This window comes from Saccharopolyspora antimicrobica (genome assembly GCF_003635025.1).
Classification (GTDB): Bacteria; Actinomycetota; Actinomycetes; order Mycobacteriales; family Pseudonocardiaceae; genus Saccharopolyspora; species Saccharopolyspora antimicrobica.
Window position 1 is genome coordinate 4,638,947 of record NZ_RBXX01000002.1, and the last position, 26,319, is coordinate 4,665,265.

The following is a 26,319-nucleotide window of genomic DNA, read 5'->3' on the forward strand; positions in this document are numbered from 1 at the left end:
CGAACCGGTCGGCCGGGGATCTCGGTCGTCGAGGATGCGGTTGTCGGGGGAATCAGGTTCGGGGGTCACGAGAACCCAGGTTCCGGCACGGAGAGTGCACGCGCACCGAGGTTTGCACGTAGTTAGGTACCTAGATTAGCCCGAATGGACGACATATCGCGGGCTGGCGACTACTCAAAGTGAGTCCCCCTGTGGTTCGCGCAACAGCCCGGAAGCACCGCCCCATGATCCTAATGCCGATCGAGTCGTCCGCACCTATCCGCATCCGTCGGCAGGCGAGGCGGGCGGGGTGGTTGGCGATTTCGCGCGAGATCGGCGTTGCGCACGCGGGGGTGGGGACGATTTCGCGCGAAATCGAGCCGAGGCCGCCTCCACGTCCGCAGCGTGCGCCGGGCGGGTGGGCTCAGCGCGGGACGGTGTCTCTCGCTTCGCTCGCCGTGCGCTGGGCCGTCACCCAGCCGGCGATCTGCGCGCGGGAGGAGAAGTCCAGCTTGGTGAGGATGTTCTGCACGTGGCCCTCGACCGTGCGCTGGGCGATCACCAGGTTCTCCGCGATCTCCTTGTTGGTGTTGCCCTGCGCGACCAGGTCCGCGATCTGCCGCTCCCGCCGCGTCAGCGGCATCGGGTGCACGTTCTCGTCGGTGCGCACCCGCGAATGGCGCTTGACCTCCAGCGCGAAGTCGACGATCTGCTGCACGGACAGCTGGCGGCCCCGGCCGCGGTCGAACGCCTCCTGGAACGCTTCCTCGCCCAGCGCGGTGCGGGTCTGCGCCTGGTGCTCGTCGTGGTCGGCGGCGAACCGGGCCCAGAACCCCGGCTTGGCGCGCACCACGTCCCAGGCCGACGCCGCCGCGCCGAACAGCCGGGCGGCGCGGTCGTACTTGCCCTGCTGCTGGGCGATCCAGGCGAGGGTGTCGATGCTGAACGCGATGCCGAGCCGGTTGTCCAACCGCCACTGCATCCTGAGCGCCTTCTTGGCCGCCGCATCGGCCCGCTCCAGATCCCCGTGCAGCGACTCGACCTGCGCCGATGCCCACAGCGCGTAGGACTGCCAGTACAGCTCACCTTGCTCGGAGGACAGCCGGACGCACTCGGCCAGCAGCGCGAGGCCGGTATCGACCGGCCCGTCGAGCCCCTTGATCATGCCGAGCGCGAACAGGGCGAACAGCTCACCGGGCAGCGATTCGCGCTTGCGGAACTGGCCCAGCGAGTCCTCCACCAGCGTGGTGGCCCGCGCCGTGTCGTTGCCCGCGAACGCCGCGAGCCCGCGCACCAGCGCGAGGTACGGCTTCTCCGCTTCCTCGCCGCGCTGCGTGGCCAGCACCGTCGCCTGCTCCAGGATCGCCTGCACGTTGTCCAGGTCGCCGTGCAGCAGCGCGAACCAGGCGCCGACCCGCAGCGCGCGCACCCGCTCGGGCACCTCGCGCGGGGTGTTGGCCAGCACCTGCTCCAGCCAGTGGCGCGCCTCGCCGTTGAGCCCGCGGATGACCCAGTACTGCCAGAGGTCGGTGGCCATGCCCAGCGCGGTGCCCGCGGTGTCCGGGTCCACCGCGGCGTTCTGCAGCGCGGTCCGCAGGTTGCCCTGCTCCTTGCGCAGCCGCTGCATCCAGGCGACCTGGTCCGGGCCGATCCAGTCGGCGGCGAAGCGCCCGGCGAGATCGCTGAACCACGTGAGGTGCCGCTGCCGGATCGCGGCCAGCTCGCCGAACTCCTCGAGCTTGTCCTGCCCGTACTCGCGCAGCGCGTGCGGGAGCCGGAAGCGCACCTCGCCGCCGTCCTCCTCGCGCAGCAGCACCGACTTGTCCACCAGCGAGTGGATCGCGCCCAGCACGTCGGAGCCGGTCAGGCCGTTGCTCGCCACGTGCTCGGCGGCGGCCAGGTCGAAGGTGCCGGAGAACACCGACATCCGGGCCCACGCGAGCCGGTCCTGCTCGGAGGCCAGCTCGTAGCTCCAGTCGATCAGCGCGCGCAGCGTCTGCTGCCGGGCCGGGGCACCGCGGCGGCCCTCGGTGAGCAGGTCGTACCGCTCGGCGAGGCGTTCCTCCAGCTGCTGCAGCGACAGCGAGCGCAACCGCACCGCGGCCAGTTCGATCGCCAGCGGGTTGCCGTCGAGGTGGTAGCACAGGCGCATCAGCGCGGTGGCGTTGTCGGTGGTCACCTCGAACTCGGGCACCGCGGCCCTGGCCCGGTCGATGAACAGGCGGACCGAGGCGAACTGCTCGTAGGCCTCCGGCGGCGGCAGGTGCTCGATGTCGGGCACCTGCAGCGGCGGGACGACCATGGTGGCCTCCCCGGCGACGCCGAGGGACTGCCTGCTGGTGGTCAGCACCCGCACGCCCGGGCACCACCGCATCACCGCGTCGACCAGCAGCGCGACGTCCTCGACCACGTGCTCGCAGTTGTCCAGCACGAGGAGCATCTCGCGGTTCTTGAGCTGTTCGACGACGGTGTCGAGGTCCTCGCCCGCGCTCGGGACGCCGATGCCGAGCTGCTCTATGACGGCGTCGACGACCAGCGAGCCGTCCCGCACGTCCTCCAGCCCGACGCACCACGCCTTGTCCCGGAACGAGCGGCGCATGTTGCCCGCGACCCGCATGGCCAGCCGCGTCTTGCCGACGCCGCCGGGGCCGGTGAGGGTGACGACCCGGGATTCGGCGAGCAGCCGCTTGGTCAGGGTGATCTCACGGCGCCGGCCGACGAAGCTCGTGACGTCGGCCGGGAGGTTGCCCGCCGGCTCCCGCACGCGGGCTCGCGCAGTGGTGACCACGCCACGAGCTTAACCGCCCGAATGGGCTCTGACCTGCGATCTTGTCCCAGCGCACGCCTCGTCACCCAGAAGTGTGGTGAGCGGAACAGCGCGCAGGCGGGGCGTCGCGCGGCGCCGCGAGGGGTTTCACTCGGACGTGTGAACCTGCTGTCCCCGGAGCCCGGCGAGCACGATGCGCAGGTTCCGCCGCCACTGGTCGTCCGCGGCGGTCAGCCCGATCGTGCGATCGCCGGTCATCACTGAGGTCAGCACGAACGGCACGTCCTGCCAGGGCACGTCGTCGCGCATGGCGCCGGACTCCTGGCAGCGCTCGACGAGCAGCCTGATCTGCTCCCGCAACTGCTCCAGCGGGGTGTCCAGGGACAACGCGCAGTCGGTGCCCAGCGCCTCGTTGATGCCGCAGCTCATGGCGCGCAGCTGCACGAATTCGGCTGCGAAGGTGCAGAACCCGTGCCACGGGTCGGGATCGCGCAGCGCGTCCCGGGCCAGCTCGACGATCTCGTAGACGGTGTCCTCGACGACGGCCTGCAGCAGGGCCTCGCGGGAGGGCAGCCGCCGGTAGAAGGTGCCGATGCCGACCCCGGCCCGGCGGGCGATCTCGTGCGCCGTCACGTCCACGCCGACCTCGGCGACGGCCTCGCGGGCCGCGGCCACGAGGCGTCGCACGTTTCGCTGGGCGTCCGCCCGCGCCGTCTCGCCGAGCAGCTTCTCCACCGCGGTCACCAGCTCACCCTAGCAACCGGACTTGGTGGGTCCGGTTAGACTCGGCGCACAACCGGACCTCTGGAGTCCGGTTCTGTCGGAGAAAAACGGACTCATCGAGTCCGGTTCGGAGGCATTGTGGGCAGGATCAAGGTCGGGATCATCGGAGCCAACCCGGAACGGGGCTGGGCGGTGCGCGCGCACGTCCCGGCGCTGCGCTCGCTCGACCAGTACGAGCTGACCGCGGTGGCCACCAGCCGCCGGGAGAGCGCCGAGCGCGCGGCGGCTGAGTTCGGAGCCGCGCACTCCTTCACCGACGCGCGGCAGCTGGCCGGCCACCCGGACGTCGACCTGGTCGTCGTGGCGGTGCGCGTGCCCCAGCACCTGGAGCTGGTCCGGGCCGCGCTCGACGCGGGCAAGCACGTCTACTGCGAGTGGCCGCTGGCGCGCACCACGGAGGAGGCCGAGGTGCTGGTCGAAGGTGCGCGGCAGGCCGCGGTGCACAACGTGATCGGCCTCCAGGCGCTGCGCGCTCCGGCGGTGGTGCGGGCGAAGGAGCTGATCGACCGCGGCGAGCTGGGCCGCATCACCTCGGCGACCGTGCACAGCGCGCGGGGGAAGGGCGCGGCGGGCCAGGTTCCGGCGTGGGCGGCTTACACGTTGCGGTCGGCCAACGCCGCGGGCCTGCTGGAAGTCCACGGCGGGCACGTCCTGTCGGTGCTGGAGCACCTGATCGGCGACATCGCCGAGCTGTCCGCGGACCTGTCGTTGCAGCACCCGCACCAGGTCGTGGCCGAAACGGGCGAGGAGGTGCCCGTCGACAGCCCGGACCACCTCGTGCTGAACGCCAGGTCGGCGTCGGGAGCGGTGCTGTCGGCCACCGTCCGCGACGCCGAAGCCGCGGACCCGCGAGTGCTCGTGGAGATCGTCGGCACCGGGGGAAGCCTGGCCATCGCCTCCAGCGGCCTGCAGGACCCGCGCGGCACGCAGATCCAGATGAGCGATCTCGAACTGCGCCGCCCGAGCGAGCCCGGACGCCCGTGGAGTCTCGTCGAGCTGCCTCCGGCCCGGGCGGTGACCGAGGAAGCGCGCAACGTCGCGGCCACCTACGCCCAGATCGCCGAAGGACTGCGAACCGGTGAGCAGACCGCGCCGAGCTTCGACAGGGCCTTGCGCCTGCACCGCGTCCTCGACGCCATCCGCGCTTCCTCGGAGACGGGAGAGCGCCGGCGGCTGAGCTGAGCCGGGGCTGGCAGACTGCCGGGGTGATCATCCGCCTCGCGCAGGAGCGGGACCTCCCGGGCTTCCTCCGGCTGGCCGCCCAGGTCGAGCACTGGTTCGGACCGATGGTCGAGGAGCCCGGTTTCCACCGCGCCGTGCGCGAGCGGATCAGCTGGTCCGCGGCGCTGGTCGCGGAGGCCTCGGAGATCGTCGGCGGGATGCTGTTCAGCGCTGAGCCCCCGGTCCGCCACGTCCACTGGCTCGTCGTGTCCGACCGGGCCCGGGGGAGCGGGGTCGGCCGTGCGCTGCTGGCCGAGGCGATGCGCCGGTTCGGGCCCGATCCGGGGACGATCGAGGTGATTACCTTCGGCCCCGACCACCCCGGCGCGGTCGACAGCGGTGCGCGCACCTTCTACGAACGCCTCGGCTTCGCCCCGGCCGAGCCCGCCGACCCGGGGCCGGAGGGCGGTTCCCGCCAGGTCTACCGGCGGGACTTCCCCGGGCCGGTGGTGGAGTCCGCTCCGGAGCCGGACAATGTTGCCGTCCGTCCACCGGGGGTCGAGATGCACGGTCCGGAGTCATGACCGCCCAGCACTACCTGGGCGTATCGGGTCTCGCGCGCCAGCTCGGCGTGCCCCGCCGCGACGTGTCGAAGTGGCTCGGCCAGTACCCCGCGAACTCCGAGCACCCGTTCCCGGCACCCGACGTCGAGGTCGACGGGGTCCCGGGCTGGACGCTGGAGCGCGTGCCGGAGGTGGAGCTCTGGCTGAGCGGGCTCTCCCGGCGATCCGGAAGCTAGCCTCGCGTCGCACGGCTGTGCGATATGTTGCGGATGTGCTCAACGTGGCGCGTCGGCACGCTGCCGGAATCGCGGTCCTCATCGTCGGGATCGCGGTGCTCGCCGGATCGGCCTTGCTGCTGGTGCTGACCGGCAACGCCGACATCCGGTACTCCGCCGATCACGACGACACCGTTCCGATGTGGACCCGGTGGATGCCGGCGCTCGTCGGTATCGCGCTCGTGCGGCTGGTGCCGCTGAGCGTGCCGGACGGCGAGCCGCTGCCCGCAGAACGCGCGCCGCGTCTCAAGGCGGCCGTGCTGACGGCTTCAGCCGTGCTCTTCGCCGTGCTGCTCTGGTTCGCCGATCAACCGGAACCGACGCACACGGTGCTGAAACTCGTGCTGCTCCTCGGCGTTCCCGCAGTGCTGTTCTGGGTGCTGGGACGCGGCGCGATCCCCAGGACACCTGTGCACCGGCTCGCGCCGGCCATCCCCGTGCTGGCCTGGCTGCTGCTCAGCTACACCGGCCCGCTGGCCGCGCCACCGAGCGACTTCGGCTCGACCGTCGACCTGACCACGCTGCTCGTCACGATGGTCGTGGTGTTCCTGATCAACAGCTTCCTGGAAGAGGTCTTCTACCGCCGGTGGCTGCAGACCAGGTGGGAGTTCCTGCTCGGCCGCTGGCCAGCGATCGTGCTGGCCTCGCTGCTCTGGGCGGTCTGGCACATCGGCATCCAGGGCAACGGCGACCTGCCGGTCGACCTCGCCTCGGCGTTCGCCAACCAGGGCGTCACCGGCCTGTTCCTCGGCTACCTGTGGAGCAAGTACCGAGCGATGTGGCCCCTCCTGCTGATCCACGGCGCGATTAACGCGGCCCCGATCCTGATCGGCCTCCTCTGAGCGCTGGAATAGGCTTGTGGTGTGCGGTTCGAGGGTTTTGGGGATGGGGCCGTCGAGTTCTTCGACGGGTTGGAGGCCGACAACTCGAAGGCCTTCTGGAGCGACAACCTGGCTCTTTACCGGGAGCACGTGCGGGCGCCGATGGAGGCGTTGATCGGTGAGCTGGAGCCCGAGTTCGGGCCCGGCTTCGGGACCGGGAAGGTGTTCCGGCCGCACCGGGACGTGCGGTTCAGCCGGGACAAGTCGCCGTACAAGACGCACTGCGGGGCCGTGATCGAGCAGGGGCGCGGCGGCGGGGCCTACTACGTCGAGGTCGGGGCCGCCGGGATGCTCGTCGCCGGCGGTTGCTTCCACACCGAGTCCGACCAGCTCGCCCGGCTCCGCACCGCGATCGACACCGAGATCCACGGCGAGCAGCTGCGGCGGTTGCTCGACGCGCTGACGGCGTCCGGGTGGGAGATCGCCGGTGAGGTGCTCAAGAGCCGCCCGCGCGGGTTCGACGCCGATCACCCGCGGCTGGACCTGCTGCGGCACCGGACGCTCTACGCCTGCCGGCGCTGGGAACCCGACGACTCGCTGCACGACCGCAGTTGTCTGGACCGGGTCCGGCGGGCCTGGGCGGAAGTGCGGGAGCTCAACCAGTGGTGCGCCGACCACGTCGGCGTCACCGCGAAGAAGCGCCGCTGATCTTCCGCAGCAGCGCCACGACCGCCCAGCCGGTCACCGCGCCCGCGACGTCCACCAGGCCGTCGGCGAGTTCGCAGCTGCGGCCGATCGGCAGCACGCCCTGCAGGACCTCCGACGCCGCCGCGTAGCCGACCAGCGCGGCCAGCAGCTTGGCCGTCGGGAAACCGGCGATCCGGCCGGTGGCGGCCAGGGCCGCGAACAGGACGAAGTGCACCACCTTGTCGGTGCCGGGCGGCGCGGTCGGCACTCCCGAGGCGGGCATGAACAGGACGAGCAGGCTCGCCAGCACCGCGATCCCGAAGGGTATCCGGGTGAGCTGCGCTCTGTAATGATCCAGCAACGATCTCCCCGCTGGGCCTGACGCCGGGCATGGCGCGTGCTGCGCACACCGGTCAACAGACTACGCTGGCATGATGTGAGTCGACGAGCCAAGATCGTTTGTACCATGGGCCCTGCCACTGCCTCACCGGAGAAGATGGCAGAGCTCGTCAGCAGCGGAATGGACGTCGCCCGGCTGAATTTCAGCCACGGCAGCCACGCCGATCACCAGCGGGTCTACGAGATGGTCCGGGCCGCGGCCAAGGAATCCGGCCGCGCCGTGGGCATTCTCGGCGACCTGCAGGGACCGAAGATCCGACTCGGCAAGTTCGCTGCCGGGCCGGTCGAGTGGCGGACCGGCGACATCGTTCGCATCACCGTGGACGACGTCCAGGGCACCCACGACCGGGTGTCCACCACTTACAAGGGCCTCGCCAACGATGCCAAGAGCGGCGACCGGTTGCTGGTCGACGACGGCAAGGTGGGGCTGGTCGTGACCGGCGTCGAGGACAACGACGTCGTGTGCGAGGTGACCGAGGGCGGTCCGGTTTCGGACAACAAGGGAATCTCGCTGCCGGGCATGGACGTTTCGGTGCCCGCACTGTCCGAGAAGGACATCGAGGACCTGGAGTTCGCGCTGGACCTCGGCGTGGACTTCATCGCGCTGTCCTTCGTCCGCAGTCCGGCCGACATCGACCTGGTGCACCAGGTGATGGACCGGGTCGGGCGCCGCGTTCCGGTGATCGCCAAGCTGGAGAAGCCGGAAGCGGTGGACAACCTGGAGGCCATCGTGCTGGCCTTCGACGGCGTCATGGTCGCCCGCGGTGACCTCGGCGTCGAACTCCCGTTGGAGCACGTGCCGCTGGTGCAGAAGAAGGCGATCCGGATCGCGCGTGAGAACGCCAAGCCGGTCATCGTCGCCACCCAGATGCTCGACTCCATGATCAACAACTCGCGTCCGACGCGCGCGGAGACCTCCGACGTCGCCAACGCGGTGCTCGACGGCACCGACGCGGTGATGCTCTCCGGGGAGACCAGCGTCGGCCGCTACCCGGTGGAGACCGTGCAGACGATGGCTCGCATCGTCGAAGCGGTCGAGGCAGGATCCACCGCGCCGCCGCCGCTGAGCCACGTCCCGCGCACCAAGCGCGGCGTGATCTCGTACGCGGCGCGCGACATCGGCGAGCGCCTCAACGCCAAGGCCCTGGTGGCCTTCACGCAGTCCGGCGACACCGTGCGCCGGTTGGCCCGGTTGCACACCAGGCTGCCGCTGCTGGCGTTCACCCCCGAGGAGTCGGTGCGGAGTCAGCTGGCTCTCACTTGGGGGACTGAGACGTTCCTGGTGCCTAAGGTCGACACCACGGACCAGATGGTGCGGCAGGTGGACCAGGCGATGCTGTCGCTGGGCCGCTCGCAGCGCGGCGACATGGTCGTCGTCGTGGCGGGTTCGCCGCCCGGCACGGTCGGTTCCACCAACCTCATCCGCGTGCACCGGTTGGGCGAGGAAGACCACGTCTGATCCGCTTTCTCGGACGGGAGCCACCCGGCGCTCCCGTCCGGCCGTCCCGGTGTACGACCTGAGGAGCGCGCTGTGACCGAAGCGGCCCGAGCCGCCGCCGCAGACCCGGCGGGAACCCGCTTGCGGGGCGACGTCCCGCTGGACGTCAACGGCATGCCGCACGGCCAGCCGGTGCTGGACAGCCTGGTGGCCCTGCTGGACCTGGAGCGCATCGAGGAGAACATCTTCCGCGGTGTCAGCCCCGCCTCCTCGCCGGTGCGCGTGTTCGGCGGGCAGGTCGCCGGTCAGGCGCTGGTCGCGGCCGGTCGCACGGTGCCGCCGGAGCGGCAGGTGCACTCGCTGCACGCTTACTTCATCCGGCCCGGCGATCCGAGCGTCCCGATCGTCTACGAGGTCGACCGCACCCGCGACGGCCGCTCGTTCACCACCCGCCGGGTGGTGGCGGTGCAGCACGGCAAGGCGATCTTCTCGCTGTCGGCGTCGTTCCAGGTGGAAGAGGGCGGCATCGACCACGCCGAGCCGATGCCGGAGGTGCCGGACCCCGAATCGCTGCCGACCTTCGGCGAGCAGGTGGGTTCGCTGATCGACACGCTCGGGCGCGCGCAGCCCCGCCCGATCGACGTGCGCTACGTGACCGACCCGCCGTGGGTGAGCCGGGAGAACGGCCCGCGCGAAGCCCGCAGCCAGGTGTGGATGCGAGCGGACGGCGTGCTGCCGGACGACGACCTGCTGCACGTGTGCACCGCGGCGTTCGCCTCCGACATGACCCTGCTGGACGCGGTGCTCGCCCGGCACGGCGTGTACTGGGGCCTGGACAACGTCAGCGGCGCGAGCCTGGACCACGCGATGTGGTTCCACCGCCGGTTCCGCGCCGACGAGTGGCTGCTCTACGACTGCGCCTCGCCCAGCGCCTCCGGCGCCCGCGGCCTGGCCACCGGCCGATTCTTCTCCCGCGACGGCCAGCTGGTCGCCACCGTCGTCCAAGAAGGCCTGCTCCGCGTCGGCGACTGAACGCCTTTCCGGCAGCTCGTCCTGCGTGGCAGAACCTGTGTTGGGTTCCGGTCAGTCCTCCGACTCGGCGTGCTGGGCGCGGCGCTGCTCCTCGCGGTAGCCGTAGGCCGCCTGGCGCACGGCGGCATCGGTCTCCAGGCTCGACCCGAGGGCGCCGGCGATGAGCGCCATCGAGGTGACCATCCACGCCAGCCGCGCGTACGCCGACCAGTCCGCGGAGTGGCCGAGCGTGCGGGCCAAGACTCCCTCGTCGATCAGGCTCAGCGCACCGGTGAGGCTCACCAGGTAGACCACGGCGTAGAGGCAGGCGACGCCGAAGGACAGCGTGCTGATCGTCGAGGCGTTGTAGATCAGGGCCAATCGCCGGTCCCGGACCGCGCGGCGGCCCACTCGTTCCCACAACCCGTGCGCGGCGATCAACCACACCGTCATCAGCGTGAGTGCGAAGACCGTCGTGGTCAGCGCGCGCAGCGGGCTCAGCACGTCGCCGAGCTGCCAGACCGTCGAGGTGAACAGGCCGAACCCGGCTGCGGCCAGCGCTGCCGCCAACGCGCTGGACAGGCCCCACACCAGCTGCCACGGCCGGTTCGCCCGCACCATCCCGGAGACCAGGCGGAGCCAGCCGCGCAGCCGGGTGTTGGTGTACCGGACGTCGACCGGGCCGTCGTGGTGCGTGCGGTGCACCGAGCCCAGCCGCTTCGGCGGGTCGTCGTCGCTGCCCGGCAGCAGGTCGTCCAGGATCCGCGTCAGCATGCGGTAGGTGCGGTGGTAGGTCCGGAACGCGCCGAGCGCGGGCAGCGACACGAGCGCGACCCGGCGCCGCGTGCTGACATCGGCCAGCAGCGGACCCTTCGCCAGCAGCAGCGGCAGGTCGGTCAGGCAGATCGCGAAGTCCCAGCAGTGCTCCTCGCAGTGCCGCTGGACGGAGTCGAGGAGGTCTTCGCTGGTGTCGTGGCCGGCGGTGAGCGGATCGCAGCGCACGTCGATCGTCCAGCGGTGGCCGGTGCGCCGGCCGAGCCAGTCGGTGACCCGCTCAGCGGTGCGCTGCCCGACCTGCGTGGGCATGTCGGGATCGGTGACCAGACCCAGCACGTGTTCTGCCTGCTCCGCCAACAGCACCGCCCTCCCGCTCGGCGACGATCCTGATCCTGTCCACCGTGGAGGCCTCCGGCCGACGGCGCAACCAAGCGGTCGCTGCGGAACCGGAGTGACCGAGAGTCGTTCCGGGCGAAATCGGCTTGCTCGGCTCCGTTTTCGCTGGTGGCGGCCCGTGAGTGCTTTGTGGTGCTATAAGCATCACAAAACACTCACGGGTCCTGACCAGCGGAAACGGAGCTCGTGTGCCGGTGGGCACCTAGCTGCGGCGGCGGCGCTTGGGGCGGAGGTGCCGGGGCGGCGTCAGGGCCTTGGTGTGCAGCTGCTCCAGGACGATCGAGCTGGTGAAGTGGCGGACCTCCGTGCGCGAGGCCAGCTTGTCCACCAGGAAGCCCTGCATGTGCTTGGTGTCGGCCACCGCGATGTGCAGCAGGAAGTCGGCCTGACCGCTGACGTGCAGCAGCGAGCGGGTCTCCGGCTGCTTCATCACGAACTCGCGGAACTGGTCGACCACCTGCCGGGTGTGCGGGCGGACGTTGATCGCCACGATCGCCTCCAGCGCCAATCCGGTCGCGGCCGGGTTGACGTCGATGTGCGACCCGGTGATCACGCCCTGTTCGCGCAGGCGGCGGACCCGTTGCAGGCAGCTGGAGGCGGCCAGCCCGACCCGTTCGGCGAGCACCCGGTTCGGCAGCGTCGCGTCGTTCTGCAACTCCTCCAGGATCTGCCAGTCAACCGAATCCAGTTCTACGGAGTCCTGCATATCCGAAGATGCTACGGCGCTTGTGGTGGGACGGCGAACGGGAAGCCGAGAATAGCGGCACTTCCCAACCACTTCTTTCGAAGGAGGAGTCGTGCACATCGCCTGGGGGCCGTTCCTGCTGGCGCTGCTGGTGATCGTCGTCGTACCCGGGCCCGATTTCGTGCTGGTCACCCGCAACGCGGCGACCGGCGCGAGGTGGGGCTGGCTGGCGGCGGCCGGATCGACCTGCGGCCTGCTGGTGCACGCGACGGCTGCCACGCTGGGACTCTCGGCGCTGGTGGTGGCCGTTCCAGCCGCGCTGCTCGTGGTGAAGGCGATCGGCGTCGCCTACCTGGCCTGGATGGGCTTCCAGATCCTGCGCAAGGCCGGTGTCGTCGCGACTGAGGAGCCCACCGTGGAGGTGCCCGGCTCGGGCCGGGCGGTCTTCCTGCGCGGTCTGCTGACCGATGTGCTCAACCCCAAGGTCATGCTGACCTTCCTGACGCTGCTGCCCCAGGCGATGGACCCGGCCGCCGACCCGATGACCCAGGCCGCCCTGCTCAGCGCGGTCGCGGTGAGCGGCTTCGCGGCGTGGTGGCTGATCGTGGTCCCGTCGGTCCGCTGGCTGGCGGCCCTGCTGGCCGACCCGCGCCGCCGCAAGGTCTTCGAGCGCTGCTGCGGCGGAGCCCTCCTGGCCATGGCCACCTCAATCGCAGTCGCCTGACCTGCAACACGTTCCTCGGCGGGGCCGCGGTTTCTCACAAAGCCGCGGCCTCGCCGCTGTGTTTGGCGCCCGACATGCCGGTGGTGCGTCGGGTGGTCGCGCGATTTCAATGGAAATCAGATGTCCGATTTCCATTGAAATCGCGGGGTTCGCCACTGCCGTCGGCATGTCGGGGGGCGACACGCCGACGGTCCGCAACTTCCATTGAAATCGAAGGTCTGATTTCCATTGAAATCGCGGTGCCTGGGCGGCTGGTCGGGGGAGCGGGTTCGGCGGTTCGGGTGCTCGGTGGGGTCGTTTTCCGTTGGTGGTGCGCTGTTTCGTTGACCGTGCGTGTTGATCTGCTTACGCTGCATGATCTGGTCGGGCGAGGTGAGGGAGCTGCGCGATGCGTCGACGTTGGGGTGTGGCGTTCGGGTTGGTCGCCGCGGTGGGGATTCCGTTCGCCTTCGTGGCGCCGTCCGGGGCGGCGCCCACCGGGCCGGACGCGCTGCGCGTCGATCTCGACGAGATCCTCGCCGATCCTCGGCTGGCGGGTTCGCACGCAGGCGTGGTGGTGCGCGACCCGGCCACCGACGAGGTTCTCTACAGCAGGCAGGCCGCGGCGCGGGCGACTCCGGCGTCCAACGCGAAGCTGCTCACCTCGGCCGCCGCGATGGAGGCGCTCGGGCCGGACTACCGGTTCCGCACCGAGGTGGTCACCGGTGCTCGGCAGGTCGGGCCGGTCCTGCTCGGTGACCTGCACCTGCGCGGGACCGGCGACCCGACGTTGCTCGCCGCCGACTACGACCGGCTGGCGGAGCAGGTGGCGGCATCGGGCATCCGCTTCGTGCAGGGCGGGCTGCGCACCGACGACACCTGGTTCGACGACGTGCCGCTGGGCACCGGGTGGGCCTGGGACGACGAGCCGTACTACTACGCCGCGCCGGTCTCGGCGCTGACCGCGTCTCCCAACACCGACTTCGACGCCGGAACCGCGATCGTGCGGGTCAGCCCGACCGTCGAGGGCGCGCCCGCCGAGGTGCGGCTGGACCCGGCGACCGACGTCGTGCAGATCGACAACCGGACGACCACCTCGGCCGAGGGCGATGAGCCCGACGTGCTGGTGCAGCGCGATCACGGCGGGTCGCGCGTGGTGGTGAGCGGAACGGTGCCGGCCGGTGCGGAGCCGGTCGAGGACTTCACCACGGTGCCGGACCCGTCCGCCTACGCCGCGGATCTGTTCGCGCGCGCTCTCGCCGCGCATGGCGTGCAGGTGCGCAACGCGGGGGAGGGGACGGCACCGGAAGGCGCCCGGGTGCTGGCCGAGCGGGAGTCGATCCCGCTGCGCGAGCTGCTCGTGCCGTTCATGAAGCTGAGCAACAACGGGCACGCAGAAGTGCTCGTCAAGGCGATGGGGCGGGAGGTTCGCGGCGAGGGGAGCTGGGCGGCGGGCCTGGAAGTGCTGACCGAGCGGCTGGGTGGGCTCGGGCTGTCGCCGGAGGTGCTGCGCCTGGTCGACGGTTCCGGTCTGTCCACGATGGACAACGTGACGCCGGAGCAGCTGACCGTGCTGCTGGACAACGCCCGGCAGCGCCCCTGGTTCGGGGATTGGTACGACTCGCTGCCGGTGGCCGGCGTCGCGGACCGCATGGTCGGCGGCACTCTGCGCAACCGGATGGCCGGGACGGCGGCGGAGAACAACGTGCGCGCGAAGACCGGTTCGCTGACCGGCGTGACCTCGCTGTCCGGCTACGTCACCACGGCCGGTGGCCGCGAATTGGTGTTCTCGGTGGTGTTCAACGACTTCGTGTCCGGTTCGCCGAAGGACCTGGAGGACGCGATCGCCGTCCGGCTGGCCGAGTACCGCGGCGCGGAGGACCAGCCGCGCGGTCGCACGCAGGTGCCGCAGCCGCGGATCCAGCGCGACGACCCGGCCACCAGGATCGATGAGGGCGCGCTGGAATGTTCGTGGGTGAAGGCCTGCTGAATTGAGGTGGACATTTCGGCGCGGCACCATTCCCGACAGCATTGCCATTCCGGGAAAAGCCGGCCGGTGTCCTCGAGCGGGCGCTCCCGAGCCAGGTGTTTGCACAGGTAGCGGCACTACACCTAGTCGAAAGTGTGAGTCCAGTCTCAGGGTCGAGTAGGGGGCATTGCCGAGACCTCGGCGCCGTTACGCCGGTAGCGTGATGGCAGTCGTCGAAGTCCCATGCCTAGGAGCTCGTCCCGTGACCTTCATCAGTGACGTCCTGGCAGCTGTCGGAAGTCTGCCGAAGCCGCTGCTGGTGTTGGTGACCGGAGCTCTCGTGCTCGGCGAGTGCACCATCGGCCTGGGTTTCCTGGTGCCGGGCGAGAGCGGGCTGCTGATCGCCTCCGCCGCGGTCACCGATCTCGGCTTCTTCTTCGTGCTGGCCGGTGTGGTCGCGGTGTGCGCGACGGTCGGCGACAACATCGGGTTCTGGCTCGGCCGCCGCTACCGGCTGAAGATGCGCGAGACCAAGGTGGTGCGCAAGCTCGGCCAGCAGCACTGGGACCGGGCCGGGCAGCTGCTGCGCAAGTGGGGCATCGGTGCGGTGCTGGTGGGCCGGTTCCTGCCGGTGGTGCGCACGCTGATGCCCGCCGCGGCCGGGACCAGCGGGATGTCCTACCCGAAGTTCGCGGTGTCCTCCCTGATCGGTGCGATCGCCTGGTCCGCGACGCACGTGAGCATCGGCTGGCTGGCCGGGGCTTCGGCGAAGTACATCGAGGACGCGCTGGGGCGGACGAGCTGGATCCTGATGGCCGCGGTGGTCGTGATCGGCGTGTCGATCTGGTTGCTGCGCCGCCGTCGCGGGACCAAGCAGCCCGAGGTCGCCGCCGCGGAGGAGCCGGCGAAGGACGTCGCGGCCTGAGCGTCAGAGGTCTTCCCGGCGCAGGACGATCTTGCGGCCGTCCAGGTCGACACCGGGCGCGCCGTCGCCCTCCTCGTCGCGCATCATCGACGTCGAATCGCGGTGCTCCAGCTCCATCCGCTTGGTGCCGTAGAACAGCGCCGTGACCTCGTCGACGTAGGTCCCGGCCAGCGGCGTGCCGGAGCGCTTCCCGCGCCGCTTCTGCACGATCTCGTAACCGCCGACCGCGACCAGCAGCAACGTCATGCCGGGAATGCCCAGCATCAGCGCGGTCTCCACGTGCACCCAACGATCCGGCGCAGGTCCGGGTTCCCAGGTGCACAAGGCGGTCAGCCGCTCGCGGTGAACAGCTTCGAGCACTTTCAGCGGCTGCACCACCGTGACGTCGATGCGCCGGCGATCACGGCCGTCTCATGCGACTTCCGCCGCTTCGGTCTCGACGTAGACCACGCCGTCGGCGACCTGCACCGGGTAGGTCCGCACCGGGCGCTTGGCGGGCAGGCCGCACGGCAGCCCGGTGCGCAGGTCGAACGCCGCCGCGTGCAGCGGGCATTCGACCCGGCAGTCCTCCACCCAGCCCTCCGCGAGCGAGGCGTCCTGGTGGGTGCAGGTGTCGTCGATGGCGAACAGCTCGCCGTCGACGTTGAACACCGCGATCGGCACGTGCGCCTCGACGCGGACGGCTTCGCCGGGTGGCAGGTCGGACATCGGGCAGGCTTCGAGCATCAGGACCTCCGTTGCGCTATCCGGAACACGGAGTGCTATGCGCAACAATGTGCGGCTCGGGCCGGGGGCGCGTCAAGGGGGTTCTGCCGTTTCGTCGTTCATGACGTCCATCCGTGTTACGCGGCGGGAAAACGCGGCTCGCGCACTTGACGACGACGGGGAGCGTCGGTGATCGTGTTGCTCGTAGCAGAACTAGGCGCGCATCGCGCAACAACTCCCACCGCTTCGAGCCTCGAGGCACCCATGCCCCGCGTGGTCGTCATCGGAGCCGGAAACGTCGGTCGTGCCATCGCCGATGAGCTCACCGAGATGTGAAGAGCCCGTGAGCGTTTCGGGGCGCTGTGGCATCCCGAAACGCTCACGGGCTTTTGATCAGGCGCGGGCGCGGCGGAGGCGGCGGACCCGGCTCGCGACGAACCAGGCGACCGCGACCAGCACCGCGACGATCACGACCTTCTGGAAGATCCCGACGTAGGACTCCACCAGCCACCAGCTGTGGCCGAGGAGGTAACCGGCCAGCACCAGCGCGGTGTTCCAGATCAGGCTGCCGAGCGCGGTCAGCACCAGGAACGGCAGCAGCGGCATCCGCTCCACCCCGGCGGGCAGCGAGATGAAGCTGCGGAAGATCGGCACCATCCGGCCGAGGAACACCGCCTTGGTGCCGTGCCGGGCGAACCACGCCTCGGTGCGGTCGACGTCGGCCACCTTGACCAGCGGCAACCGGGCCGCGATCGCGCGGGTGCGCTCCCGGCCGAGCCACGCGCCGAGGTAGTACAGCACCACCGCGCCGACCACCGAGCCGAGCGTGGTCCACAGGATGGCGCCGAGCAGGCTCATCGAGCCCTGGGCCGCGGCGAACCCGGCCAGCGGCAGGATCACCTCGCTGGGGATCGGCGGGAACAGGTTCTCCAGCGCCACCGCCAGTCCGGCGCCGGGGCCGCCGATGGTCTCCATGAGGTCGGTGACCCACCCGACCAGTCCGCCGGTCGTGGTTTCCGGCTGTGCGAGGAAGTTCATGCCCAGAACGCTAGAAATCCGCGCTGCCGGGCGGAATGCGGTTCACCGGCGACTTCGCTGCGGCATCGCGCAGAACCCCGGTGCGGAAAACCGCACCCCTCGGTCAGATGCGGGCGTCGACGTGCTCGACGAGCGTCAGCTCCCCGTCCGGCCGCCGTTCGACGAGGGCGAGCGCACCTGGTCCGTCGGAGATGTGGCCGAGGCACACGACGTCGGTGGCACCGACGCGCGCCTGGTGGCGGTGGTGCATGTGCCCGCAGAAGTGCCACTTCGGCCGGATCCGCTCGCACAGTTCGCGCAGCTCCGGGCGTCCCACCGGGTGGCCCCGGTGCGGTTCGGCGATCCCGGCCGGCCAGTCGTGGGTGAGCAGGACGTCGACCGGTCGGCGTGCTCGTCCGGCTCTCCGCACTTCCTCCGCGGTGTAGTACACGCGGTCCCGCACCGTTTCCCGGCGCGCCTTCTGCACATCCGTGACCTTCGCCGAGTGGATGCCGGACAGGAACGCCACCCGCAGTCCGGCGACCTCGGTGGCACCCGCCCGGCCGAGGAAGTGCACGCCCTCGGCCCACTGGCCGGGTCCGGCCGCGTCGAGCGCAGGCCAGGGCTCGTGATTGCCGCCGATGAAGTGCAGCGGAGCACCCAGGTCGAGCAAACCCTCGGCGAGGAAGGGGAAATCGCCCACCTTCCGGTACTTCGCCGGACTGCGCACACCCGCCGCGTCCGCCTCGTCCCGGTTCGGCTCGACGTCGCCGACGGCGAGGATCGCGTCGAGCGGGCCGTGCGAGGCGCGAACGGCGGCCGACCACTTCGCGAGCAGCTCGAACTCACCGTGCACATCACCGACGACGAGGACCCGCGCGGGACCGCTCTTCTCACGTCGCACGATCGTCCCCTCCGCGGCGGAGGTTACGCGAACGAGTCCGGTGACGGCCACGGGTTTTCGCTCGTCCGGCCGGGGTGCGGAAAACCGCAGGTTGTCGTCGTCCTTAGGCTTCGGGCATGCGGCGGTGGCTTTGGGGTCTGGTGGGAGTGGCGTTCGGCGCGTGCACGGCGTTGCTCGAGCTCGTGTACGTGCTGTGCGCGGCCCTTGTGCTGCTCTGGCCCCGGTCGCGCGCGTTGGCCTTCCGAGGTGCACGTGCGCTGGTCGAGCTCGAACGTCGGCGACTTGCGCACTACTTCGGCAGTTCGCACGCCGATCAACCCGACGGTGCGCGGGCGCTGCAGTACCTGGCGCTGCGCGGGCTGGTCGGTCTGCTCGGCGGTGTCCTGCTGCTCCTGCTCGGCTACGGCGCGGTGGGTTCCGTGGTGGAGTTCCGCGAGCTGTGGACTTCGCCGCATCCGCTGGAAGGGCGGTCCTCCGGCGAGAAGTTCTGGCTCACTGTCTACCTGGCCGTCTTCTGCGCGGTGATGGGTTACCTGGCGCTGGCCGGTCTCATCGGCGTTTCATCGCTCGACCGGGCGTTGGCGCGGCGGTTCCTCGAGCCGGACCGGGCCGAGCGGTTGCAGCGCCGGGTGGAGGAGCTCTCGGTCACGCGCGCCGACGTCGTCGCCGCGATCCGCGAGGAGCGCCGCCGCATCGAACGCGACCTCCACGACGGCGTCCAGCAGCGGCTGGTGGCGCTGGGCTTGCTGATCGGCCGTGCGCGGCGCGCGGGTGATGGCGAGCGGACGGCCGAGCTTTTGGCGCAGGCGCACCAGGAATCCCAGGAAGTGCTCCGGGATTTCCGCGACGTCGCGTGGCGCGTGTACCCGGCAGCACTCGACGCGGGCGGCCTGCACCCCGCGCTGGAAGCCTTGGCGGAGCGCGCCGGAATGCGCGTGGAGCTGCACTACGCGGTGGAATCCCGGCCGGAGATCGAGATCGAAGCAGTGGCGTACTTCGTGGTTTCGGAGGCGGTGACCAACGCGGCCAAGCACGCCGACGCGCGTATCGTCTCCATCCGGGTGCAACGGGAAGGGCGGTGGCTGGTGGCCGAGATCTCCGACGACGGTGCCGGTGGCGCCGTCGCCGACGGTGCCGGTCTCTCCGGCTTGGCGCGGCGGGTCGCCGCGCTCGATGGGAGGTTCACAGTGGACAGTCCGGTCGGTGGGCCGACGGTGATCACCGCGGAGTTGCCGTGCGCGTGATCCTGGCCGACGACGCCACGCTGCTCCGGGAAGGCCTGGCGCGCCTGCTCGCCGAGGAGGGCCACGAGGTCCTCGCCGCGGTCGGCGACGCGCCGAGCCTGCTGGCCGAAGTGGACCGCCACCGGCCCGACGTCGCGGTGGTCGACGTGCGGATGCCGCCCACGCACACCGACGACGGCCTGCGCGCCGCGCTGGAGATCCGCCGCCGGTTCCCCGAGGTCGGCGTGCTGGTGCTCTCGCAGTACGTGGAGAAGCGCTACGCCGTCGAGCTGCTCACCGGTGATTCGGCCCGCGTCGGATACCTGCTCAAGGACCGCGTGGTGCAGGTCGACGAGTTCCTGGACGCCCTCCAGCGCCTTGCCGACGGCGGCGTGGCCTTCGACCCGGAAGTGGTCCGCCGCCTGCTGTCGACCGGCGACCGGGATCCGCTGGAAGCGCTGACGCCGCGCGAACGCGATGTCCTCGACCAGATGGCGCAGGGCCGCACCAACGCGGGGATCGCGGCCGGCCTGCACATCTCGCAGAGCGCGGTGGAGAAGCACGCGAACGCGATCTTCGACAAGCTCGACCTGCCCCGGGCCACCGGCTACAGCCGCCGCGTTCTCGCCGTCCTGCACTACCTGGAGTCCGAGGGCGGCGAATAGCCCGGACGTGCGTCGGCCCGGCGCGCTGGTGCGTGCCGGGCCGACGGGGTGGGTCAGCTGCGGGTGGGAGTGCGCTCCTGCTGGCGCTTGCGCGAGGCCAGGTAGCCGATGGCGATGGCGATCGCCAGGACCGGGGTGATGTAGAGGGCGATGCGGGTTTCCGCGTCGAAGGCCAGCAGCACGGCGACCATCGCGAGGAAGGCCAGCACCACGTAGTTCGAGTACGGGGCCAGCGGCATCCGGAAGGGGCCCGCCTCGATCTCGCCGCGGGCGATCTTGCGGCGGTAGCCCAGGTGGGCGATCAGGATCATCGCCCAGGTGAAGATGGCGCCGGCGGTGCTGGCGCTGGTGATGTAGGTGAACGCCTCTTCCGGCACGAAGTAGTTCAGCACGACGCCGACGAACATCGCACAGAACGTCACGGCGATCGCCCGGGCGGGCACGCCGCGGCCGCTGAGCCGGCTGGCCGCGCGGGGGGCTTGCCCCTCCTCGGACAGCGTGCGCAGCATGCGGCCGGTGGAGTAGATGCCGCTGTTGCAGGACGACAGCGCCGCGGTGGTCACCACGAAGTTGATGACACCGGCGGCCGCCGGGATGCCGATCAGGGTGAAGGCGTGCACGAACGGGCTGCTGTCGGCGGGGAACTGGAACCACGGCACCAGCGCGGTGAGCGCGATCAGCGCACCGACGTAGAAGATCAGGATCCGCCACATCACGGCGTTGATGGCCCGCGGCAGCACCTTCTGCGGGTTGGCGCTCTCGCTGGCGGTCTGCCCGACCATCTCCACGCCGATGAAGGCGAACATGACGATCTGGAAGGCCAGCAGGGCCTGCGCGCCGCCGTTGGGGAAGAGCCCGCCGTGGGCCCAGATGTTGCTCAGCGAGGCGGTCGGGCCGAGGTCGCTGAAGCCGAAGACCAGGATCGCCGCGGCCAGCACGATCAGCCCGATGATGGCGATGACCTTGATCAGCGCGAACCAGAACTCGAACTCGCCGAAGAGCTTCACCGCGATGAGGTTGACCCCGCTGAGCACGACCAGCGCGCCCAGCGCCGGGATCCACTGCGGGACTGTCGGGAACCAGAACTGGAAGTACTTGCCGACGGCGGTGATCTCGGCCATGCCGGTCACGATCCACACCAGCCAGTAGCCCCAGCCGACCGCGAACCGCGCCCACGGGCCGACGAACTCACCGGCGTACTCGGCGAAGGAGCCGCTCACCGGGCGGTACATCAGCAGTTCGCCGAGAGCCCGCATGACGAAGAAGATCATCACACCGGCGATCGCGTAGATCAGGATCAGGCCGGTGCCGACCTGGTGCAGGGCCTTTCCGGAGCCGAGGAACAGCCCGACACCGATCGCCCCGCCGATCGCGATCATGTTGATGTGCCGGGTGCTCAGATCTTTCCGGTACTCCTCGGTCGCTGGTTGGCTCATCGAAGTGGACTCCTCCAGAACGGGGCCGGGTTCTCGGTGTGCGACCGCACGGCCCGCAACGCGTTGTTCATCAGCGTGTTTCGCTGGAACTGCGCAGATACTCCGGCATCCGGCCGGTGCTGGCAAGAGATTCGGGGGAGTTGAGATCGAGCCTTTTCCTCCTCCGCGCGGCGTTCTCCGGCGAAAGGGGAAAATGGTGCACCGAGGTAGTTCTGGTGCGAATGGGGAATTGTGAAACAAATTGACGTTCTATCGCGCCCGAATACCGCGATCGAGTGACGCAGATCTCAGCACGAAAAGGCCGGTGCGCGCAAAGCGGATTTGCGCGCACCGGCCGTGGAGTGCTGAACCGTCAGAGGTTCGGGTACAGCGGGTGCTTGGCGGCCAGCGCCTCGACGCGGGCCCGCAGCTTGGCGCTGGTGGTCTCGTCGAAGCCCGGCTTGAGCGCCTCGGCGATCACGTCGGCGACCTCGGTGAACTCGGCCTTGCCGAAGCCGCGGGTGGCCAGCGCCGGGGTGCCGATGCGCAGCCCGGAGGTCACCATCGGCGGCCGCGGGTCGTTCGGCACCGCGTTGCGGTTGACCGTGATGCCGATCTCGTGCAGCCGGTCCTCGGCCTGCTGGCCGTCCAGCTCCGAGTTGCGCAGGTCGACCAGCACCAGGTGCACGTCGGTGCCGCCGGAGACCAGCTGCACGCCGGCCGCCTTGGCGTCGTCGGCCAGCAGCCGCTCGGCCAGCACCTGCGCGCCCTCGACGGTGCGGCGCTGCCGGTCCTTGAACTCCTCGCCCGCGGCGACCTTGAACGCGACCGCCTTGCCCGCGATCACGTGCTCCAGCGGCCCGCCCTGCTGACCGGGGAACACCGCGGAGTTGAACTTCTTGGTGAACTCCTCGTCGGAGGACAGGATCACGCCACCGCGCGGACCGCCCAGGGTCTTGTGCGTGGTGGTGGTGACGACGTGGGCGTGCGGCACCGGGTTCGGGTGCAGGCCCGCGGCCACCAGGCCGGCGAAGTGCGCCATGTCCACCATCAGCTTGGCGCCGACCTCGTCGGCGATCTCCCGGAACCGCTTGAAGTCCAGCTGCCGCGGGTAGGCCGACCAGCCGGCGATGATCAGCTGCGGCTTGTTCTCCCGCGCCAGCCGGGCGACCTCGTCCATGTCGACGCGGTGGTCGTCCTCGCGCACGTGGTAGGGCACCACGTTGTAGAGCTTGCCGGAGAAGTTGATCCGCATGCCGTGGGTCAGGTGGCCGCCGTGCGCCAGGTCCAGGCCCATGATGGTGTCGCCCGGCTTGAGCAGCGCGAACATCGCAGCCGCGTTGGCCTGCGCGCCGGAGTGCGGCTGCACGTTGGCGTAGGTGGCGCCGAAGAGCTCCTTGATCCGCTCGATGGCCAGCCGCTCGATGACGTCGACGTGCTCGCAGCCGCCGTAGTAGCGGCGACCCGGGTAGCCCTCGGCGTACTTGTTGGTCAGCACCGAGCCCTGCGCCTCGAGCACCGCCTGCGGCGCGAAGTTCTCCGAGGCGATCATCTCGAGCGTGGTCTGCTGACGGTTGAGCTCGGCGCCGACCGCCGCCGCCACCTCTGGGTCCACCGCGGCCAAGTTGCCGTTGAACAGGTCCGGTGTCGACATGCTGTTTGCCTCCTGTTGTTTCTCTCAGTGCCTGCTGGCGGCCGGTCTGCGTGGGTGGTCGCTTGGCGGAACCTGAGTGCTTCCCTGGACTGCGGGTGCCCCTCCTGATGTATGACCAATACACGGCGGAGGGGCCGTCCTCGCTCAGAGAGCCACCCAGTGGCGGGTCACCGTACCCGCCGGTGGTCACCTTGCTGAGGTGGTCCAAGCGGCTGCCGCCGCTTACCCAAGCGCGGACGGCTCCGCCGACAGGCTCTTCAGGCGTTGCGGCGGTAGAACGGCAGCTCGACGACCTGCACCGCGACGGCCTTGCCGCGGATGTCGACCTGCAGCTGCGTGCCGGGTTCGCTGTGTGCGCGGTCCACGTAGGCCATCCCGATCGGGTGGCCCAGAGTCGGGGACGGCGCACCGCTGGTCACCACGCCGATCTCGGTGCCTTCGGCGTCCAGCACCCGGTAGCCGTGGCGGGGCGCCCGGCGCTGGTCGGTGCTGAGCCCGACCAGGGTGCGCTCGGTGGGCTTCTCCGCGGCGGCGGCCAGCGCCTCCTTGCCGACGAAGTCGACGGTCTTGTCGAGCTTGACCACCCGGCCGAGGTTCGCGTGGAACGGCGTGAGATCGGCGGAGAGCTCGTTGCCGTACAGCGGCATCCCGGCTTCCAGGCGCAGCGTGTCGCGGCAGGACAACCCGGCCGGCTGCAGGCCGTGCTCGGCGCCCGCCTCGGTCAGCGCCTGCCACACGGCCTCCGCGTCACCCGGCGCGGTGAACAGCTCGAAGCCGTCCTCGCCGGTGTAGCCGGTGCGCGCCAGCAGCACGTCCTTGCCCGCGACCTTGGCCGGGTAGCCGGCGTAGTACTTGACGCCGGAGAGGTCGGTCTCGGTCAGCGGCGCGAGGATCGCCACGGCGTTCGGGCCCTGGATCGCGATCAGCGCGTAGTCGTCGGAGACGTCCTCGTGCTGCGCGTCGAACCCGCTGATCCGCTCGGCCAGCTCGGCGGAGACCACGGCGGCGTTCGCCGCGTTGGCCACCACCAGGAACTCCTGCTCGCCGAGGCGGTAGACGATCAGGTCGTCCAGCACACCGCCGGCGGTGTTGCAGATCATGGTGTAGCGCGCGCGGCCCGGCGTGATGGCGGTGGCGTTGGCGACCAGCGCGTGGTCCAGCGCGGCTGCGGCTTCCGGACCGCTGATCCGGATCTCGCCCATGTGGGTCAGGTCGAACAGGCCCGCAGCGGTGCGCACCGCGTTGTGCTCGGCGATGTCACCGGAGTAGCGCAGCGGCATCTGCCAACCGGCGAACTCGGTGAGCGTGGCTCCGAGCGCTTCGTGCACGTGGTGCAAGGGCGTCCGTCGTGGCGACGACATGATGTGGGGACTCCTCCTGGTGGGCGCCGGTCGGCAGTCGAGGGCCGGTCAGCTCACTGAGCCCAACCTTATCGGGGACGCCTCGACCCCGACCCGCGCGGGCTTGCGCTGGTCGGGCGGTCTCCCCGGAGTCATTGGCCTGAGAGTTTCGCCACCTCGGGAGGCGGCTTGCACCGTGGGCGAGGAGCGCGTGCTCCTGCTTTTCTCCGTGATCGCCTGGTGCCGTGCGGTGCCGGTGCCTGAGAGTTTGCTGGGGAGTATTGCTCCTTCGGCGCCCCGGTCCCGATGGGCCGAGGTCTCTCCCGCACGACGTCGTGGGCGCGCTATTCGGTTCTGCGCCATGGACGCTACGAACCCCGGGTGACCCACGTCAACCGGAAGGATGAGTGATCTCGAGCTGGCTTGCTACAGAGTTCTGAAAAAGTTCAGAATGGCGGCATGCGCGAGGTTCAGTGGAGTGAAGTGCAGCGTGACCCCAAGGGTGTCGCGGAGTTAGTCGATCAGGGCGACGTGCGGATCCGCCGCCGCGACGGTGCGCCGCTCGTCCTCACCCGCGAGGACCGGGCAGCGGGTGTGTCCGAAGGGGCGGTGATCGCTGCTCGTGCTGTTCGTGCTGCGTTTGACCGGTTCTCCCCTGATGAGCTGATTGATGTCCTGTCGGAGGAGTTTCCGTGGGCGGCCTTGCTGCCGTCCGGTGCTCGGTCGGAGTTCGCCCTTGATTTCGCCCAGACCTTTCGGGCATCCGCAGAGCTGGGCAGCTGGGTGCCGCTGCAGCAAACACTGCGGGAATGGAAGGCCACCGCGCTGGTGTACACCGATCCGGAGCTTGTCAAGGCGCTGACGGAGCCGGTCACCGAGGACTTCGGGCCAGTGCCTCCACCGGAAGGGGGCGATGAGTGACCCCCAAGCGAGGTGACCGCGTTGCGCCCCCACCACCTCCTGGCGGTTGTGGAGATCCGGTTCGCCAACAATGAAGCGGCCAAGGGCTGGGAGGAACTCTGCCGGGCGGCTCGGAGCAACACCTGGGAAGCGTGGGTGGTGTTGAGCGAGCGGCCGCTGGATCCTGTGAACCCGGGACGTCAGCATCCGATGAAGAAGCCGCTCGCGGCACACGTGGTCTTCGGGAAAGAGCTTGATCAGTGGCAGTACGAGGTGACGTCGTCCGGGCGCATTTGGTACTGCCCTGATCCGGACAAGCGTGTTGTGTGGATTCTGAGAGCCAGTCCGGAACATCCGAAGTGGACGGACTAGGGCGCCGGCTCGATCACCAAGCGTCGCCCGCGTCCATGTCCTCGCGGGTGGCGTTTACTTCTGCAGCATCGGCCGGGTCGGCTAGCAGCTCCCCGGAGTCGCGACGCATCCTCTCGGTCCCGCTGAGCTCGCGGTACTGCTTCGTCAGGCCGTCGATCAGGGCTTCGAGGGCGAGCTCGAAGCTGGCCGCGTCGATCTCCGCCGCGTGCTCGCGGAGCAGGTGGGCCTTGTTCAGGTGCGGGAAGCGGTCGCCGTAGAGCTCCGCGTCGTCCGGGAAGCCGCCGCTGAACGAACCCATCGCCGAGCCCACCACCAGGTACTTCGTCGACGCGCCGATCATGGTGGCGTAGCGCTGCGGCCAGCCCGCGCGGGTCAGCCCGCCGTGCACCGCGTCGGCCCGGCGCAGGGCGTTCTCGCGGCGGGCCGGGCCGTAGGCCAGGAACGGCACCAGGTTGGGGTGCGCGACCAGGGCCGCGCGGTAGGAGCGGGCCCAGCCGCGCAGCCCGGTCGTCCAGTCCTGCTCGAAGCCGGTGACGTCCACCGCGGCCATCACGTCGTCGGCGATCTCGTGCAGCAGGTCTTCCTTGGTCGAGACGTGGTTGTACAGCGAGGCCGCGCGCACTCCCAGGCGTTCGGCGAGGCGGCGCATGGACAGCGCCTCCAGGCCGTCGGCGTCGATGATCTCCAGGCCGACGCGGCGGATGCGGTCCGGCGACAGCCGGGGAGTGGTCGGTCGGGGCACGTCTTCTCCTCGTCGGATCCCTTGCGGCGCTCGCCGGGACCGT

27 protein-coding genes and 2 riboswitches are annotated in these 26,319 nt (G+C 70.2%); of the genes, 14 read left to right on the forward strand and 13 right to left on the reverse strand.

Annotated elements, in window-relative coordinates:
* Positions 1-403: 403 nt before the first annotated feature.
* Positions 404-2,767: an ATP-binding protein gene (locus ATL45_RS22495; RefSeq protein WP_093148169.1), complete on the reverse strand. Its 2,364-nt coding sequence runs from the start codon at positions 2,765-2,767 to the stop codon at positions 404-406.
* Positions 2,768-2,893: 126 nt separating this feature from the next.
* Positions 2,894-3,490: a TetR/AcrR family transcriptional regulator gene (locus tag ATL45_RS22500; RefSeq protein WP_211841262.1), complete on the reverse strand. Its 597-nt coding sequence runs from the start codon at positions 3,488-3,490 to the stop codon at positions 2,894-2,896.
* Between the two features lie 117 nt (positions 3,491-3,607).
* Here ATL45_RS22500 and ATL45_RS22505 point away from each other — a divergent pair, with 117 nt between their 5' ends.
* Genes ATL45_RS22505 through ATL45_RS22520 form a run of 5 tightly spaced genes read left to right on the forward strand, consistent with a single transcriptional unit; the run spans position 3,608 to position 7,057 of the window.
* Positions 3,608-4,711, forward strand: coding sequence for a Gfo/Idh/MocA family protein (locus ATL45_RS22505; protein ID WP_246025488.1), 1,104 nt, complete (start codon positions 3,608-3,610; stop codon positions 4,709-4,711).
* A gap of 23 nt (positions 4,712-4,734) precedes the next feature.
* Complete coding sequence (locus tag ATL45_RS22510) at positions 4,735-5,274, forward strand: GNAT family N-acetyltransferase (RefSeq protein ID WP_093148182.1); 540 nt, start codon at positions 4,735-4,737, stop codon at positions 5,272-5,274.
* A complete protein-coding gene (locus ATL45_RS39715; protein ID WP_246025489.1) occupies positions 5,271-5,489 on the forward strand; it encodes a hypothetical protein in 219 nt (72 codons plus the stop codon). Before ATL45_RS22510 ends, ATL45_RS39715 begins: the two co-directional genes overlap by 4 nt.
* A gap of 35 nt (positions 5,490-5,524) precedes the next feature.
* A complete protein-coding gene (locus tag ATL45_RS22515; protein ID WP_246025490.1) occupies positions 5,525-6,370 on the forward strand; it encodes a CPBP family intramembrane glutamic endopeptidase in 846 nt (281 codons plus the stop codon).
* 21 nt (positions 6,371-6,391) lie between these two features.
* Entirely contained in the window at positions 6,392-7,057 is a 666-nt protein-coding gene (locus ATL45_RS22520; protein WP_093148187.1) for a DUF2461 domain-containing protein, read from the forward strand.
* On the opposite strand, the gene ATL45_RS22525 is transcribed toward ATL45_RS22520, so the two are convergent.
* The gene (locus tag ATL45_RS22525) at positions 7,035-7,397 is read right to left on the reverse strand and encodes a VanZ family protein (RefSeq protein WP_093148191.1); all 363 of its coding nucleotides are present in this window, start codon (positions 7,395-7,397) and stop codon (positions 7,035-7,037) included. The two genes, ATL45_RS22520 and ATL45_RS22525, sit on opposite strands and share 23 nt — an antisense overlap.
* A gap of 75 nt (positions 7,398-7,472) precedes the next feature.
* Here ATL45_RS22525 and pyk point away from each other — a divergent pair, with 75 nt between their 5' ends.
* A complete protein-coding gene (gene pyk / locus ATL45_RS22530) occupies positions 7,473-8,894 on the forward strand; it encodes a pyruvate kinase (protein ID WP_093148196.1) in 1,422 nt (473 codons plus the stop codon).
* A gap of 72 nt (positions 8,895-8,966) precedes the next feature.
* Positions 8,967-9,905, forward strand: coding sequence for an acyl-CoA thioesterase II (gene tesB, locus ATL45_RS22535; protein ID WP_093148200.1), 939 nt, complete (start codon positions 8,967-8,969; stop codon positions 9,903-9,905).
* A gap of 51 nt (positions 9,906-9,956) precedes the next feature.
* Here tesB and ATL45_RS22540 read toward each other — a convergent pair whose 3' ends face one another.
* A complete protein-coding gene (locus ATL45_RS22540; RefSeq protein ID WP_093148204.1) occupies positions 9,957-11,024 on the reverse strand; it encodes a 5,10-methylene-tetrahydrofolate dehydrogenase in 1,068 nt (355 codons plus the stop codon).
* A 235-nt stretch (positions 11,025-11,259) separates the two neighbouring features.
* Entirely contained in the window at positions 11,260-11,763 is a 504-nt protein-coding gene (locus ATL45_RS22545; RefSeq protein ID WP_093148209.1) for an Lrp/AsnC family transcriptional regulator, read from the reverse strand.
* 91 nt (positions 11,764-11,854) lie between these two features.
* Here ATL45_RS22545 and ATL45_RS22550 point away from each other — a divergent pair, with 91 nt between their 5' ends.
* From ATL45_RS22550 to ATL45_RS22560, 3 genes are all read left to right on the forward strand, one after another.
* Complete coding sequence (locus tag ATL45_RS22550; RefSeq protein WP_093148212.1) at positions 11,855-12,466, forward strand: LysE family translocator; 612 nt, start codon at positions 11,855-11,857, stop codon at positions 12,464-12,466.
* A 388-nt stretch (positions 12,467-12,854) separates the two neighbouring features.
* A complete protein-coding gene (gene dacB / locus ATL45_RS22555; protein WP_093148216.1) occupies positions 12,855-14,435 on the forward strand; it encodes a D-alanyl-D-alanine carboxypeptidase/D-alanyl-D-alanine endopeptidase in 1,581 nt (526 codons plus the stop codon).
* A 241-nt stretch (positions 14,436-14,676) separates the two neighbouring features.
* Positions 14,677-15,339: a DedA family protein gene (locus ATL45_RS22560; protein ID WP_093148220.1), complete on the forward strand. Its 663-nt coding sequence runs from the start codon at positions 14,677-14,679 to the stop codon at positions 15,337-15,339.
* Between the two features lie 3 nt (positions 15,340-15,342).
* Here ATL45_RS22560 and ATL45_RS22565 read toward each other — a convergent pair whose 3' ends face one another.
* From ATL45_RS22565 to ATL45_RS22580, 4 genes are all read right to left on the reverse strand, one after another.
* Positions 15,343-15,624: a DUF6191 domain-containing protein gene (locus ATL45_RS22565; protein WP_342775300.1), complete on the reverse strand. Its 282-nt coding sequence runs from the start codon at positions 15,622-15,624 to the stop codon at positions 15,343-15,345.
* A gap of 126 nt (positions 15,625-15,750) precedes the next feature.
* Entirely contained in the window at positions 15,751-16,065 is a 315-nt protein-coding gene (locus tag ATL45_RS22570) for a bifunctional 3-phenylpropionate/cinnamic acid dioxygenase ferredoxin subunit (RefSeq protein WP_093148222.1), read from the reverse strand.
* A 372-nt stretch (positions 16,066-16,437) separates the two neighbouring features.
* Entirely contained in the window at positions 16,438-17,082 is a 645-nt protein-coding gene (locus ATL45_RS22575) for a DedA family protein (protein ID WP_093148225.1), read from the reverse strand.
* A gap of 103 nt (positions 17,083-17,185) precedes the next feature.
* Positions 17,186-17,965 carry a metallophosphoesterase family protein gene (locus ATL45_RS22580; RefSeq protein ID WP_170210314.1) on the reverse strand — a complete coding sequence of 260 codons (780 nt, stop codon included), beginning with the start codon at positions 17,963-17,965 and terminating at the stop codon, positions 17,186-17,188.
* Positions 17,966-18,081: 116 nt separating this feature from the next.
* On the opposite strand from ATL45_RS22580, the gene ATL45_RS22585 reads away from it, so the two are divergent.
* Together ATL45_RS22585 and ATL45_RS22590 are read left to right on the forward strand one after the other, a co-directional pair.
* A complete protein-coding gene (locus ATL45_RS22585; RefSeq protein ID WP_093148230.1) occupies positions 18,082-19,209 on the forward strand; it encodes a sensor histidine kinase in 1,128 nt (375 codons plus the stop codon).
* Positions 19,200-19,853 carry a response regulator gene (locus ATL45_RS22590; protein WP_093148233.1) on the forward strand — a complete coding sequence of 218 codons (654 nt, stop codon included), beginning with the start codon at positions 19,200-19,202 and terminating at the stop codon, positions 19,851-19,853. Before ATL45_RS22585 ends, ATL45_RS22590 begins: the two co-directional genes overlap by 10 nt.
* Positions 19,854-19,906: 53 nt before the next feature.
* Here the strand turns inward: ATL45_RS22590 and ATL45_RS22595 are convergent, their stop codons facing one another.
* The 3 genes from ATL45_RS22595 to gcvT form a co-directional block, all read right to left on the reverse strand.
* The gene (locus ATL45_RS22595) at positions 19,907-21,289 is read right to left on the reverse strand and encodes an amino acid permease (protein ID WP_093148237.1); all 1,383 of its coding nucleotides are present in this window, start codon (positions 21,287-21,289) and stop codon (positions 19,907-19,909) included.
* Between the two features lie 352 nt (positions 21,290-21,641).
* The gene (gene glyA / locus ATL45_RS22600; RefSeq protein WP_093148239.1) at positions 21,642-22,922 is read right to left on the reverse strand and encodes a serine hydroxymethyltransferase; all 1,281 of its coding nucleotides are present in this window, start codon (positions 22,920-22,922) and stop codon (positions 21,642-21,644) included.
* 257 nt (positions 22,923-23,179) lie between these two features.
* Positions 23,180-24,283, reverse strand: a complete 1,104-nt coding sequence (gcvT, locus tag ATL45_RS22605; protein ID WP_093148244.1) for a glycine cleavage system aminomethyltransferase GcvT — start codon at positions 24,281-24,283, stop codon at positions 23,180-23,182.
* A gap of 118 nt (positions 24,284-24,401) precedes the next feature.
* A riboswitch (glycine riboswitch) is annotated at positions 24,402-24,500 on the reverse strand.
* A riboswitch (glycine riboswitch) is annotated at positions 24,501-24,598 on the reverse strand.
* Positions 24,599-24,721: 123 nt separating this feature from the next.
* On the opposite strand from gcvT, the gene ATL45_RS22610 reads away from it, so the two are divergent.
* Both ATL45_RS22610 and ATL45_RS22615 read left to right on the forward strand, forming a co-directional pair.
* A complete protein-coding gene (locus tag ATL45_RS22610; protein WP_121505380.1) occupies positions 24,722-25,183 on the forward strand; it encodes a hypothetical protein in 462 nt (153 codons plus the stop codon).
* 12 nt (positions 25,184-25,195) lie between these two features.
* Complete coding sequence (locus ATL45_RS22615) at positions 25,196-25,534, forward strand: hypothetical protein (protein WP_211841263.1); 339 nt, start codon at positions 25,196-25,198, stop codon at positions 25,532-25,534.
* 13 nt (positions 25,535-25,547) lie between these two features.
* Here ATL45_RS22615 and ATL45_RS22620 read toward each other — a convergent pair whose 3' ends face one another.
* Positions 25,548-26,276, reverse strand: coding sequence for a TetR/AcrR family transcriptional regulator (locus ATL45_RS22620; protein WP_093148252.1), 729 nt, complete (start codon positions 26,274-26,276; stop codon positions 25,548-25,550).
* Positions 26,277-26,319: the final 43 nt, after the last annotated feature.

Excerpts from the sequence above, each read along its gene's own strand:
- glyA (WP_093148239.1), bottom strand. The coding sequence starts at position 22,922 with ATGTCGACACCGGACCTGTTCAACGGCAACTTGGCCGCGGTGGACCCA.
- ATL45_RS22610 (WP_121505380.1), top strand. The coding sequence starts at position 24,722 with ATGCGCGAGGTTCAGTGGAGTGAAGTGCAGCGTGACCCCAAGGGTGTC.
- ATL45_RS22585 (WP_093148230.1), top strand. The coding sequence starts at position 18,082 with ATGCGGCGGTGGCTTTGGGGTCTGGTGGGAGTGGCGTTCGGCGCGTGC.
- ATL45_RS22595 (WP_093148237.1), bottom strand. The coding sequence starts at position 21,289 with ATGAGCCAACCAGCGACCGAGGAGTACCGGAAAGATCTGAGCACCCGG.
- gcvT (WP_093148244.1), bottom strand. The coding sequence starts at position 24,283 with ATGTCGTCGCCACGACGGACGCCCTTGCACCACGTGCACGAAGCGCTC.
- ATL45_RS22545 (WP_093148209.1), bottom strand. The coding sequence starts at position 11,763 with ATGCAGGACTCCGTAGAACTGGATTCGGTTGACTGGCAGATCCTGGAG.
- ATL45_RS39715 (WP_246025489.1), top strand. The coding sequence starts at position 5,271 with ATGACCGCCCAGCACTACCTGGGCGTATCGGGTCTCGCGCGCCAGCTC.
- ATL45_RS22570 (WP_093148222.1), bottom strand. The coding sequence starts at position 16,065 with ATGCTCGAAGCCTGCCCGATGTCCGACCTGCCACCCGGCGAAGCCGTC.
- dacB (WP_093148216.1), top strand. The coding sequence starts at position 12,855 with ATGCGTCGACGTTGGGGTGTGGCGTTCGGGTTGGTCGCCGCGGTGGGG.
- ATL45_RS22575 (WP_093148225.1), bottom strand. The coding sequence starts at position 17,082 with ATGAACTTCCTCGCACAGCCGGAAACCACGACCGGCGGACTGGTCGGG.